This window comes from Bacillus cereus group sp. BfR-BA-01380, from assembly GCF_022663535.1.
In the GTDB taxonomy this organism is placed as follows: Bacteria; Bacillota; Bacilli; order Bacillales; family Bacillaceae_G; genus Bacillus_A; species Bacillus_A cereus_BB.
The window spans coordinates 67380-80657 of record NZ_JAKUFS010000013.1 but is presented as its reverse complement, the minus strand read 5'-3'; the positions used below and the strand labels follow the sequence as shown (position 1 = coordinate 80657).

Below are 13278 nucleotides of genomic sequence, written 5' to 3'. Positions count from 1 at the left end.
AAGAACGAGGTGGATGCAGTTCCACCTCGTTCTTTTATCCTCTTCTAAATAATCCTAATACTTCCACGGTTTCTGTAATATTCACGAATGCTTGCGGATCAATTTCAGAAATCATAGCTTTCATACCTGCTAGTTCTTCCCTAGAAATAACAGTCATTAGTACACGTTTCTTCTCATTTGAGTATGCGCCTTCTCCGTCAAGTAATGTAATACCCCGTACAAGACTTGAAAGGAGCTTTTCTTTCATTTCTTCTGCTTGACCTGTTACAATCATTAGCGTTACTTTTCGATGTTTTGTATGGATTGCATCAATTACTTTCCCTGTAACGAAAATAGATAATAAGCTGTTTAATGCAGTATCCCAATCGAAGAAAAATCCAGAAATAACGATTACAATAGCATTAAGTACGATTAAGAATCCGCCAAGTTGAATATCTTTCTTACGTGTAAGTAACATACCAATAACATCAAAACCACCTGTTGAACCGTAGCAGTTGAAAACAAGTCCAATACCTGCCCCGGCAATTACACCACCAAATAAAGAAGAAAGTAGTGCATCTGTTGCTACTGCATGTACAGGAATCACATATAATGCCGCCGAAAGTGTAATAACGGATATGATTGTATAACCAATAAATCGTTTTCCAAGTCCAATATACCCTAAAATAAGAATAGGTAAGTTTAGTAAAAAGTTTACTAATCCAGTATTAAAGGGAGTTAAGATTCCAATGATCATTGCGATTCCACTAATCCCACTGCTTAAAATCTTGTGGGGGATAAGGAAAAGATTAAAAGAAAGTGCTACAACTACAGACCCTAAAATTACTCCGAGTAATCGATTCATATCTCTCCCGTCCTTCACTAAAGATGCTATATGTACAAACTGACAATAATTCAAAATTATATATGAGATTGTAAGATTTGAGGGAAAACAGTTTATTTCGGGAAATTAGATTAGTTCGAAAATTGAAAGCGATTTATTATAAGGGGGAGAGGGATATGAAGGTCCAGCTTTTTCAACAAACAAGTCCATTAAAACAAGAATGTGAAGATGCACTAATTTGTAATAAAGCTTTGCAATTATATGGTGTATGTGATGGGGCGACGCCGGTAATTGATTTTCAAGATGAGAATGGTCATAACGGAGCATACTTGGCTTCCCATCTGTTTCAGCAACAATTTGAATCGATTTTAAGTGTGGGTTCATTACAAACTGAAGTTGCTATAGCAAATCAGTTACTGCAAGAAAAAATGCAATTATATCATATTGATATGACAAAAAAGGATCAACTTTGGTGTACTTGCGTTGCTGCTATTCATATCACAGATAAAACAATAGAATATACGCAGCTTGGAGATTGTATGATTGTTGCTAAATTTGTTGACGGATCAGTTAAAGTACTTACGAAAGACACAGTGAAAGGCATTAGTAAACGGGCAAAGCAACAACGCGAGGAAGACCGTAAAAAGGGACTTTCTGTTCCAAATGAAGCAATATTTAATGATAAAAAAGAGCAATTACGCTACAATCGTTACATGGCAAATACTCTAAACGGATATTCTGTTGCAAACGGGATGAAGGAAGCAATATCTTTTATTCAGCAAGGAAAACTGTTACGACAAGAAATTACCAATCTATTTATTTGTTCTGATGGCTTGTTTCATCTCGATTGGCCGCTAGAAACAAGTGCACAATTTGTGTGGGAGCATGGTATTAAGAAATACATAAAAATAATAGAAGAATTAGAAGCGAAACAGCTTATTCATCCAGATGATAAAACCGCAATTATCATTCATTTGTAAAGGGTGAGACTATGCACATTCAGAAAGCACATTTATCTTTTCGTGATCCGCTGCAGCCATTGCAAGCTGTTACACATATTATCATTCATCACACAGCGGAAGATGGCTGGGATGTATATAAGACACATGAATTCCATCAAAATATTCGAGGATGGGGCGGGATCGGATATAATTATTTTATTGAAGAAAATGGCACCATTTACGAAGGAAGAGGACTGCATATAGGAGCTCATGTGAAAGGGTATAATACTAAGAGTATAGGGATTTGCATATCTGGTAATTTTGACGTCTATGATCCAACACCATTACAAATGACTTCTTTGCATTGGCTATGTAAACAGTTCATGTATCACTTTTCTTTAGATTGTGAGCAAGTTCTCGGTCATCGCGAAATAGATGGGGTAACAAAAACGTGCCCAGGAACGCGTTTTTCAATGGAAAAACTACGCTATATTCTATCAAACAACAATAAAGGAGCTGTATAATATGATTTTTATGAAATTACCAAACGATAAAAAAGAACTACTTGTAGAACATATTCAAGAATTTTTTGAAGAAGAAGATCTAGGAGAGATCGGCCGTTTTCAAGCAGAACGCTTAATCGAAGAAATGATAAAAGAATTAGGGCCACATATATATAATCAAGCAATAGGCGATGCTACAAAACTTGTTGTAGATAAACTTACTAATTTAGAAGAAGATTTATATGTGTTAGAAAAGCCAATTAAATAGAACAAATAGAAGAACAGTACCTTATTATAAAGTTCTAATTCATTACTAAATGATGTAAAGTACCATATATTCTCTTCAATTGTTTCTATAAAGTATGTTACGTACATGATAAATACTCTTCGTTCCATTTGATTCACGAGGAGTATTTGTTATGTAGTTTTGAATTAAAGTTCGATAATTTATAAAAAAAATCTGCTGAAGAAAAAACATTTTGATCTACTATGTAATATTAAAGACACTCGAATCCCCAAAATATTATATGGGTGGAATGACAGAGTTACTCCCATATATGAATTGAGTGTTTTTAATACGCTTTATTTTTTAAATATCGATGGATTTTCGACTCTAAAGGATTTTACCTCTCCGCAATCTAGACAAAATGTAGTTAGTAGTTTGGAACGAGAATCACCTTTAAATATTGTACTAGGTGCATCTTCACAAACATATGCATGAAATGCGTACCCAACTTTCCCCTCTTTGAAGTTAGTAGAGCCGCATTTCTTACATTTCATATTTTCCATACTTAGCACTCCTTTTTTACATATATTAACACGTTTTGATTTTGATAATAATATAGTTTACTTAATAAAGTGTTTTCTCAACTCCATAAGCGCTAAGGGGTTCGAATAAATAACTCGAATAATCCAGTTGAAGTATATTTATATAGACATATTGAGAGTTCTCCTTATCACTAAATACATAAAAATTATAATTACACTCCAAAGTGTAAGTATAGAAATAGAATTTATTGAGAAAATTTAATTTTCATAAAAATAGGTTGTTTTTCCAATATTTTACTACTATAATTTGGATGTACCACATGATTATATAATAAAGGAGGAGTTCATAATGGGACGTTGGATTATAGTAACAAGTGAAAAGCATGAACCTAAATTAACAGTGTCTGAAACAAAAGAATTACAGAAACTACAAGAAAAAAAATAAAGAAGATAAAGAGGACAGTCTTATGATGTCCTCTTTATCTATACATAAATCCATGAAAATTTGTATTCATTTACTTTATTTTATTTAACTGGAGGTTATTAGAATGCTATATTCTTGGGAAAGAGAAACCTTAGAAGAAACTGCTCTTCAACGTATTATGGATACGTTCAAAGAATTAAATTTTTCAGTGAAAAAAAAAGCCTTTGGAGATAAAATACAAACCACATATGTGGAATTATTTAATTTAAATCAACAGATTGAAACATTCGGCGTAGGAAAAGGGAAGTACAATGAATTAGGCGCATTGTTTGAGGCCTTAGAGCATTATACTCTGGAGAACATATCAATGAAAGAGTGTGATTTTTTCTCTTCTCATCATATTGCGAAGAACCCAATATTTGACGGAGAGCGTGTTATGCAATTGATAGTAGAAGAACCAGATCAACAATTACTTTGTAAAAAATACTATGCTTTGAATGATACACAACAACATGTATGGTATCCATTTTTCATTGCTAATCCACATTATATGCAACATCCAATTGAAACGGATACTTATCAGTATCAGAAAGTACAACGATACAGTTCTAATAGTGGCACAGCCATTGGTTCCACTTTACATGAAGCGATTATACATGCAACGAATGAAGTCATTGAAAGGGATGCCTTTTCTTTATTCCTACTTCGGCATTTTTACTATGATATGCCAGATCATATATTAAAGATAATTCATCCAAATACGCTTCCACCATCTCTAAAAGAAACGATTGTACACGCAGAAGAGGAATTACAAGAGGAAATTATACTATTAGATATTACAACGGAAGTTGCAATTCCAACTATATTAGCTGTTACAAAAAATAAAAAGCATACTGGTATATTTGGGCTCGGTACATCTTTATACCCTGAATATGCTATCTTGCGAAGTATTACAGAACTGGTTCAGGTGAATCATATCGCTTCTGCAAATATTGGTGATGAGCTAGCACATCGAGAGTGTTTTTTGAATCAATTACAGCCGTATCCTCGTCACTATGCTTGTGCAGAAATGAATATGTGTTCCGTATTTAATCAATTTCCAGCCACTTATGTTTCGTTTGAGGATTTACCAAGATTTTCAGAACGTAATTTAATACTTTACATCGAAGAACTGCAAGAACGATTACACCAACAGCATTTTTCTATCTATTATTCTCCAGTCAAAGAGTTTTCCAATGGTATAAAAATCATACATGTACTAATTCCACAAATGGAGCGTTTTTTATTGATTACAAATGGTCAATTGGTGTTCCCGTCCGAAAGAGGTATGAAAAAGGGTCTTAAATTACAGTCTAGTTTATAAAAAACACCCTATAAAGGGGATTAAGAAAAATGCTAATCCACCCTATATGAGGTCCCATCAGGATTTTGCGGATTTACACCGTTAAGGTAGAAATTCTTGTATCAATAGGATTTACTCTATTGGGATGGTTTGGAATTTCTCAAGATGGTACCCCTATCTTAAAATGCAGGGTTTACGGGTTCTTTTTGAGCGAACTTTATTTCAAAGCTACATTAGATTGTTTCTCAACAAAAGCACCCTAATTTTACTGGGTGCTTTTGCTTGAAAATGTAATGAGTTATCAAATAAAAGGGATATCATTTGAACATTTTATAACATAACCATTTTCAGCTGACCAACTCAATAAACCCTTCCAAAAGTTTTCGCAAACATGAATAATTTGTTTAGGTTCAGAAAGATAACCTGACATAACCATTTTGCAAAGTACATCAAATCCTTCTGGCTTATCTGTAAAAGCTATAGCCTCAGGTAAAACTTGAGCTGAAGTCGTAAAATATCGTTTGTTGTGTAATCCTAAAATCATCGCACCTGTAGTTGCTATTTTTATAGCCAAAGTAGGTAAGAATGTTTCAGGTCCGTGAATTTCTATATTTCTTAATTTCCCAACGTATTCGTACATTTCTTCAACTAATGTTTTACAAATCGCTTCTTGAAAAATTGTATGATCTACAAAACTTGCTTTTTGTTTTAACCCTTTGAAAAATTCTTCAGGATCATATATTGGTAGTATCGTGAAGAATTGTCCATGAGTAAGTGGCCAATTTTCTTCTACTGTAGTGGCTTCTTCTATAATATCTTCTTCACTATCAAAGTTTACTTCGGCTTTCCAATTACCTGCTGTCCATTCATAGCTATAGCTATCTACTGAAGAATGTAAAACACATTTCATTTCAATATCTGAAAATGGACCATCTGTTTTTCTAGCTAAAGAACCATAGATACCAATAGCTTTAACGTTTGAACCGTATTTTTCCAATATTTGATTTGCTATCGTATAAGCGATTTTCATTCTTTCTTCTCTTGTAACTTTTCCTGGACCAATCATATACATTTCTCCTTTTTTGTAAAAATATTGAATGGAATCATATATATAGATGGTCAAGGAGGCCCGCGGGTTTAACGAGGGACTTTATTTGGTGTCATTTACATACACCACCTTTCTAAATAATAAAACAGGGAGGTAATAAAATCCATTTTATAAATTTTATTGTAAATAGAATGGGGTGTTTAGTCAAAGATGAATATGGCGTTTTGTTGTTAAAGGCCCGACACGACCAACAAAAAGAAAATTGTACGTTAAAGAAATATTTCACATAAAAAAACGATTCTCATGTATCTAAAAAATCATTTTTTATTTGTATTCAGTTCTCTTAACTTTCGATACAAAGCCGCTTGACTTACACCTGTAATTGCACAAATTTCTTTAATTGTTTTATTTGTTTGTTGGCGCAATTCAATTGCATGATTCATGCCAGCATGTTGATCTGTATATTTTTTTACTCGACCTCGATAAACTCCTTTTTGTTTTGCAAGTTTAATTCCTGTAAGTTGTTTTTCTTTTATTATTTCTCGATCTAATTCACTAAATGCAGACATGACTGGTAAAAAGAATTTTTCTATCGGTGTTCTTGTATTGATTCCTAAATTTAAAACCGCAAAATGGTCATTTCTGTTACAGCTTGGGTGTATGAATAGAATATAAAAAAAGGAAATCGAAATAATTTCCTTTTTCACTTTGTAAGCTGTAAAGCTTTCATATAATCAGCCCTTTTCTCAAGGGCCTTTTTTGCGTCTTCTGCCGTTAATACATAATCTACTATAATATTTTGTAATAAATTCTTATTAGCATTTGGCAGTTGAATCGTTATGTCATCCACACTAATTTTGTTATTTTCAATGGTTTTATTTAATTCCTGAATACTTTTTGCAACCTCTGCTAATTTTTCCATATGTGCAGGATTGTTTACATCTAAAAAGATATTACTTCTAAAAACTGCCGTAACATAATGCTTCGAATTTTTCTTTGCTATTTCTTTCTCAGTCTTCTTATTGAAAACAGTATCCCCCGTCTGCATTTGATCGAACGTAAATATAGTATTATTCCCTTTTTTTTCATAATAGGCATTAAATTTTTCTTGTAAATCATACGCTTCTTTTTTGATTTTATAGTTATCATTATTTACTTTTGGAGAGATTCGTCCATCGAAAGATAGTAGGAATTGCAAATGTGGTTCATCTACTTGCTGCACATAAGCTGTTAGCACTTCTGGACTAAGTAAATGAAAATGAAAAATATCTCCGGTCCTATGTCTGTTAACTTGATTTAGTTTAACAGACATACCATACTCCGCTTTTGTATAATTTTGTGCTTTTTGTTCAATTTCTTTGTTCGATATATCACATGATGTTAATAGTAATAAGCTAAACATTATGCTATATGTTATTTTTGTTCTTTTCATATTTCATACCCGCCTAATTCTACTTCATTATATGTGAATGCTATTATGGAATTATAAAATAAATAGATATTCTAAACCCGTAATTATTTTTTTCCTTTATTTTGATTGAATAGGAAATATGCTGCTAAAAATAATGCAGTTACGTTAACTATAAGTGCAACATTATTTAAAAAATCAGTTATCTGCGAAAACAACATAATCAATGATGTTACTGCGACAAATAATGGAATTGTCTTGTTTATATTTGTGACTAGTTGTTGCTTGTGAAAACGTCTTAGTATGAAATAAATACCTATTAAAATTGGTGCAGTAAGGAATACTCCTAAATATCCCCATGAATCTTCAATAAACCAAGGGAAAAAGCGCATACGTGAAGTAAAGATAAATAGATTTAGTATGATAGTTCCTACTAATATGCTGTTTAATATAATGACTTTCTTATTTTTCTCCATTGTAATTTCTCCTCTAAAATTTAATTACTCGTTAGTTAATTCGTGAAAACGATTTAGAACATCTTCCTCTTCAAACGTGCTATACCACCTATAATCACTATCATCTAAAATACGAAAATGTTGACTAATCACATTTTGTTGTACTCGAAATTTTCCTTTTTTCGCAATCTCATTCCAAAACATTTTTCCGCCTAATGTTTTTACTTTTGGCGTATTCATACCATCGTGGGCTAGTGTTTCGATTACCTCAAAAGGTTCTTCTCCTAAAATGTGTTTTAAGATTTGACCATCCTTAAATAAGGCACAAACTGCGACAGCATTCGTCCAACTAATTAATGTTCTTTCTTTTTCAACTTGAACCAATGTCTTTTTCGAAATTCCTAGAACAGTAGCCATTTTTTCTTGAGAATATCCTTTTTCAAGACGAATCAGACGAACATTCTTAGAAATCAAATCAATTACAGTTTCTTTATTCAAATAACATCACTTCCATGAATTAGTGTTAAATTCAACTTATAGTGTAATATTACACTATAAGTTACCTTTTGTAAATAGGGAGCATGTTGGGGGAAGATTTACAAAAGGTAACTGATAGTTGCTTATGTCTCAAAGAGTATGATTTTTAACCTTTCTAATGTCCACTAATGCTTATTTCGTAATGTAGTTCCTTTACTACACAGACACCATTTATCATTTAAAAACTACGCAAATTATCTCCTAAAGTTACAAAAAGATATGACAAAAAATGTTGAGAAAAATATTCATGTCTTTAAAAATAACAGAAAATTCAGTAAAGTTTAATTAAAACAAAGGAGGTTTTTTATGAGGAGATATGTAAAGGCAATGCTTTCTATTTTACTTATTATTGGTTTACTTTGGTCACCGGTTGAATTAAAAGCAGAGGAACAAAATCAAAAAGAACCGATTGTTCTTATTCATGGTTTAGGTGGTTGGGGCCGTGATGAATTGTTTGGTTTTAAGTATTGGGGCGGTTTTAAAGATATCGAGACAAATTTGAACCGACAAGGGTATAAAACATATACAGCTTCGGTTGGACCATTTTCAAGTAATTGGGATCGTGCAGCAGAGTTATATTCGTATTTAAAAGGTGGAACAGTTGATTATGGAGAAGCACATGCGAAAGCGCATGGACATGCCCGTTATGGAAAAACATATTCAGGGGTATATAGCCAATGGGATAATCAACATAAAGTTCATTTTGTAGGACATAGCATGGGTGGTCAGACAGGAAGGGTTTTATTGCAACTATTAAAGGAAGGGAGTTTAGAAGAACGAGAGTATTATAAACAGCATCCAGAGGTAGGAATATCACCGTTATTTGAAGGGAATAAAGATTGGGTACGGAGTGTAACAAGTATTGGTACGCCGCATAACGGTTCTACGTTTGCAGATGAAGAAACGATGTCTTCGTTTATTAAAGAATTTGTAATAAAGATTGCTAGTTTATCAGGTAATAATCCGGAAACATTTGGCTATGACTTTAAATTGGAACAATGGGGATTAAAGCGAAAACAAGGAGAGAGCTTCTTGCAATATGCGGATCGAATGCTTAATAGTTCCGTTTGGCAAAGTAAAGATATTAGTGCATACGATTTAACGACAGCTGGATCTAAAGAGCTTAATCAATGGGTAAAAACATATGATGATGTATATTATTTTTCTTATACAGGAGATGCAACGTATCAATCATTACTGACGGGATATTCTGTACCTTTGTTGACGATGAATCCACTTATGTATTTGTCTGGCTTACATATTGGAAAGTTTACACGAGGATATGCAGAGCCAATTATTAACGAAAAATGGTGGCCAAATGATGGACTTGTTAGTGTTGTTTCGTCACAATATCCGATAGGACATCGAAATCAGCCGTATGCAGGAAATGCCCAAAAAGGTGTCTGGAATTATACCGCGACAAAATATAATTGGGATCATATCGATTTTATTGGAATCGATCTTGCGGATACGTTAGGGATTAGTGATATATATTCGTTTTATAATGAAGTGGCTGGTAACATTTATCGTTTACCTTTGAATTAGGGGGAGTACCACATCGCTATCAAGCTAAGAAAACAAATCAACCCCAAAACGAAAAAATGTGCTTATTAGTTACAAGTTAATACAAAATTTTGTTCTAGGGACACCATTAAATTTTTAAGCTGATGGAGATAGGGCAGCACCAACAAAATGCGGTTATCTATACTCGAATGTGAAAAATCCTTGAAATATAAGGCTCTGCACATTGTTTATATGTATTCAATGTATTCTTGTGGGAGCGTCACAAAAAGCAGGCCATAACTGGAACAATTCAGTCTTGGCCTGCTTTTTTTCTGTCATTCAAGTATCGTATTCGTTAGCTCAATCATCCTATTTTAACTTTTTTAAGGCAGACCTACTTTATTTGTTTCAAACCCGTAGACCAGAAATAAATGTTAACAGAGCTGTTCCGCAATTTCCTCAGGTAAATAACCGCGCTCATCCCTTTGAATAAAGTGAAACTTTAATCAGTGGGGGTTTTCTTCATCCCCCACTGATTATTAGTTGAACCAATCGGGCTTTTACAGGCAGTTTATCTCCCGCCTAACTTCTTTGCTTCCGCTGAATTTTGAGGCGGGAGTATTACTGCCCGTTAATGCGGGATAAATAGGAATTGCTGCTTAATGCCGTCAGTAGCATATCTGTGCTAAAGCTGCTGTTAGGAGGCGTTTTCTCCGTTGCTGACATTTCGTCAAATAGCTCGACAAATATTTGATGTAATTCGTAATATATAGGGACCCACGTTCTCGAACTGCAGTGCAATTTTTTGCCCTATTCAAAAGAGCGGCGCGATGGCCAAGAGCCTTGCAACTTGCGGATCAGGATAATTTGGCCCGTATGATAAGCGTCATGGAGAATGAGGCTGTTCAGCCACTCGTCTAATGGACGATTAGTAACAAGAGCTTGCAATTGGTCAGCGTTTAAATTCGTAATACGCTCACGGATGCCAAGATGGACGCTTTTTAGCCTATTTTGCGTGGCTTCCCAATCGCTCTCTGTTTTCGAAGCGACTGCGAACGTATCGTCATTCGTCAACCCTTCCGGATACTGCGATTCCTCACCGATAATTCTTTTGAGCAACCGTTCCTTGTAAAAAATCAAATGCTCAACTGTCTCCCAAATCGTGTTCGCATGCTCGCCAGCCGAGCGCCAATTTGCTTGCTCCGCCGTAAGCGCTTTGAGTGCGTCAGCGAGCGGCGGATACCAATCTTCTTTATCGTAGCAAAAGTCCCAGTTTTGAAGTAACGATTCCGTTCTGTTCATTCCAAATCCTCCTTAGCGTGTATTGTAACCATTAAAAAGTTTTCACTAAATAATTCAACTAATGGAAATATGACTCCTTCTTCAGATACATTGTTATTTAATTCAATGTCCTTATTCCACAATCTGGATCTTTAGTGGAGTAACATTACTGAAGTTTTACTACATCGACAGGACATGCTTAATTTCATGCATTGTTAAAATCCCAATGTTCATAAGAATAATAATAAAGTCATGTTGTTTTTATATTTCTTAGAGGGCTTTCAGTTCTTTTAACATTTCAAAAACAAAGCGAGCATTTGGATATGTAATAGAAGAAACTTATCCTAAGTGGAAAAATAGAGAAATAACTGGGGTTCAATTTATAGAACTATTAGAGCTGAAGAAAAATACTTTCTATAAAATAATGAAAGAATATGAGGAAAGCAAATTATAAATTAATATGTAAAAATTATGAGCCGAATTTTTATTAAAGAAAGAAATATGGCTTGTTTTATGTCGAAATTGCTTAGCGTATAGTTTCGTTAAATTTTAGGCGATACCTCATTAGTAAATAAGAAGGATTTTTTAGATAATTTATAGTAAGTATCTATTATAAAACGGGCTACCCAAATAAGATTTCTGTTCAACATATGAATAAAGAATTGACTCGTTTAAACAGTACAAGAAGTAATAACAATCATTTATTTTAACTTCCTTCGCTTTATGATAACAAGTAATATGTATGGCATATAAAAAGGGGCGTGTATATGAAACAAGGAAATGATATAGATCAAATGAGAACACTACAAAAAAACATCCCTGGTCCAAAGTCTATATTCGGTTGGCGAATGAATATGATTCGTTTTTATCGTAATCCATTTATATATTCACGTTGGTTGCACAATACCTACGGTAAGGTCGTTGCATTGGGGCAAGGAGAGAAACCTTCATATGTATTTGCCTTTGGACCTGAATTAAACGAGCAGATTCTCACTAATCCAGATCTTTTTAAAGTCAGTTCTTCACTTGTAAAAATCCCCAAGGACTCACTATTAGGGCGAATGTTTTTTAATAACCTAATAATGATGAGTGGTGAGAAACACAAGCAGCATCGTCGACTAATGCAACCCGCTTTTCATAAGGAGCAAATAAAAACGTATTGTACCAACATGGTTCAACTTACACAGCGCTTAAGTAATAGTTGGCAGGAAAACTCTGTAATTGAGTTGAATCACGAGATGAAGACGTTAACGCAACGGATTGCTGTCAAAACACTTTTTGGATTATATGACGAAGCAGAATTAGATCAGATGGGTAGATTGATTCATCAAATGACGAAATCGCTATTATTTGTTACACTTGCCCCTATTAACCTTCCAGGAACACCTTATCATCGGGCTTTACGCAGTGCCAAACAACTCAACAATCACGTTCGGGCCATGATTGCAGAAAAACGCTTAGAGACAAACGCAACAGATGTACTTGCTTCACTAATTCAAGCACGTGATGAAGATGGTACCCAGCTAAATGATGATGAATTAGTTGGTCACACCTTTACTTTATATGTTGCAGGGCATGAGACAACAGCAAATGCTCTGACATGGGCTATCTTTCTACTTAGTCAACATCCTGATATTCTGTATAATCTCTTGGAAGAATTAAATGGAACTCTGGGGGGCTGTGATCCAACAATTGAAAAGCTAGGTTTATTGCCATTACTTGATGGTGTCATAAAAGAAACCTTACGTTTATTACCACCTGCGGGAATTGGCGTTCGAATCACATCTGATTCCTGTAAACTGGGAAATTTTACGATTCCCAAAGATACGAATGTTTTTTTTAATCAAATGGTTACGCATCGATTACCTGAACTTTATGATGAACCAGATTGCTTTAAACCAGAACGTTGGAGCATCATTAAGCGCTCACCCTATGAATATTTACCATTTAGTGCAGGTCAGCATATGTGTATTGGCTGGAACTTTGCTATACAAGAAATGAAAGTCATACTTGCGGTACTCCTCCAACGTTTTCAGTTCTCTGTTGTTCATAATGCTAAAATTTCACCCAATATGATGATGCGACCTAAATACGGAATGCCCATGCATATTTTTAACCAAAACAGACAGTTTCGGAAAAATTCTGTTCGCGGAGCAATTAATCAACTAATCACTTTTTGATTTTATCGTTAAATAACAATAAGGGGTAGCGTCCCAAAAATGCAGATTTACAACGTTAAGCTTAT

General features: G+C 34.1%; 13 protein-coding genes and 2 pseudogenes. 7 read left to right on the top strand and 8 right to left on the bottom strand.

The window, feature by feature from the left end:
• Window positions 1-34 precede the first annotated feature (34 nt).
• A complete protein-coding gene (locus tag MR076_RS13770; protein ID WP_242221442.1) occupies window positions 35-844 on the bottom strand; it encodes a YitT family protein in 810 nt (269 codons plus the stop codon).
• A gap of 155 nt (window positions 845-999) precedes the next feature.
• Here MR076_RS13770 and MR076_RS13765 point away from each other — a divergent pair, with 155 nt between their 5' ends.
• From MR076_RS13765 to MR076_RS13755, 3 genes are read left to right on the top strand one after another with little or no spacing between them, the layout of a single operon-like run.
• Entirely contained in the window at window positions 1000-1803 is an 804-nt protein-coding gene (locus MR076_RS13765; RefSeq protein ID WP_242221441.1) for a protein phosphatase 2C domain-containing protein, read from the top strand.
• Window positions 1804-1814: 11 nt separating this feature from the next.
• Window positions 1815-2288, top strand: a complete 474-nt coding sequence (locus MR076_RS13760; RefSeq protein ID WP_242221439.1) for a peptidoglycan recognition protein family protein — start codon at window positions 1815-1817, stop codon at window positions 2286-2288.
• A 1-nt stretch (window position 2289) separates the two neighbouring features.
• Window positions 2290-2535 (top strand): DUF2164 domain-containing protein, encoded by a 246-nt coding sequence (locus tag MR076_RS13755; protein ID WP_242221437.1) that lies wholly within the window; start codon window positions 2290-2292, stop codon window positions 2533-2535.
• A 314-nt stretch (window positions 2536-2849) separates the two neighbouring features.
• On the opposite strand, the gene MR076_RS13750 is transcribed toward MR076_RS13755, so the two are convergent.
• A complete protein-coding gene (locus tag MR076_RS13750; RefSeq protein WP_242221436.1) occupies window positions 2850-3056 on the bottom strand; it encodes a hypothetical protein in 207 nt (68 codons plus the stop codon).
• Between the two features lie 527 nt (window positions 3057-3583).
• Here MR076_RS13750 and MR076_RS13745 point away from each other — a divergent pair.
• Entirely contained in the window at window positions 3584-4822 is a 1239-nt protein-coding gene (locus MR076_RS13745) for a YcaO-like family protein (protein ID WP_242221434.1), read from the top strand.
• A gap of 280 nt (window positions 4823-5102) precedes the next feature.
• Here the strand turns inward: MR076_RS13745 and MR076_RS13740 are convergent, their stop codons facing one another.
• The 5 genes and pseudogenes from MR076_RS13740 to MR076_RS13720 form a co-directional block, all read right to left on the bottom strand.
• Window positions 5103-5867 carry an ANT(4')-I family aminoglycoside nucleotidyltransferase gene (locus MR076_RS13740; RefSeq protein WP_472927086.1) on the bottom strand — a complete coding sequence of 255 codons (765 nt, stop codon included), beginning with the start codon at window positions 5865-5867 and terminating at the stop codon, window positions 5103-5105.
• 299 nt (window positions 5868-6166) lie between these two features.
• Window positions 6167-6484, bottom strand: a pseudogene (locus MR076_RS13735) (recombinase family protein); the annotation flags it as partial.
• A 68-nt stretch (window positions 6485-6552) separates the two neighbouring features.
• Window positions 6553-7281 carry a hypothetical protein gene (locus tag MR076_RS13730; protein WP_242221428.1) on the bottom strand — a complete coding sequence of 243 codons (729 nt, stop codon included), beginning with the start codon at window positions 7279-7281 and terminating at the stop codon, window positions 6553-6555.
• Window positions 7282-7364: 83 nt separating this feature from the next.
• On the bottom strand, window positions 7365-7733 hold the full coding sequence (locus MR076_RS13725) for a hypothetical protein (RefSeq protein WP_242221427.1): 369 nt from the start codon (window positions 7731-7733) through the stop codon (window positions 7365-7367).
• Window positions 7734-7757: 24 nt separating this feature from the next.
• On the bottom strand, window positions 7758-8210 hold the full coding sequence (locus MR076_RS13720; protein ID WP_242221425.1) for a helix-turn-helix transcriptional regulator: 453 nt from the start codon (window positions 8208-8210) through the stop codon (window positions 7758-7760).
• Window positions 8211-8555: 345 nt separating this feature from the next.
• Here MR076_RS13720 and MR076_RS13715 point away from each other — a divergent pair, with 345 nt between their 5' ends.
• Window positions 8556-9794: an esterase/lipase family protein gene (locus MR076_RS13715; protein ID WP_242221421.1), complete on the top strand. Its 1239-nt coding sequence runs from the start codon at window positions 8556-8558 to the stop codon at window positions 9792-9794.
• Window positions 9795-10562: 768 nt separating this feature from the next.
• Here the strand turns inward: MR076_RS13715 and MR076_RS13710 are convergent.
• On the bottom strand, window positions 10563-11054 hold the full coding sequence (locus MR076_RS13710) for a DinB family protein (RefSeq protein WP_242221419.1): 492 nt from the start codon (window positions 11052-11054) through the stop codon (window positions 10563-10565).
• A gap of 304 nt (window positions 11055-11358) precedes the next feature.
• Here MR076_RS13710 and MR076_RS26575 point away from each other — a divergent pair.
• Both MR076_RS26575 and MR076_RS13705 read left to right on the top strand, forming a co-directional pair.
• Window positions 11359-11487: pseudogene (locus MR076_RS26575) on the top strand (recombinase family protein); the annotation flags it as partial.
• A gap of 313 nt (window positions 11488-11800) precedes the next feature.
• On the top strand, window positions 11801-13213 hold the full coding sequence (locus MR076_RS13705; RefSeq protein WP_242221417.1) for a cytochrome P450: 1413 nt from the start codon (window positions 11801-11803) through the stop codon (window positions 13211-13213).
• Window positions 13214-13278: the final 65 nt, after the last annotated feature.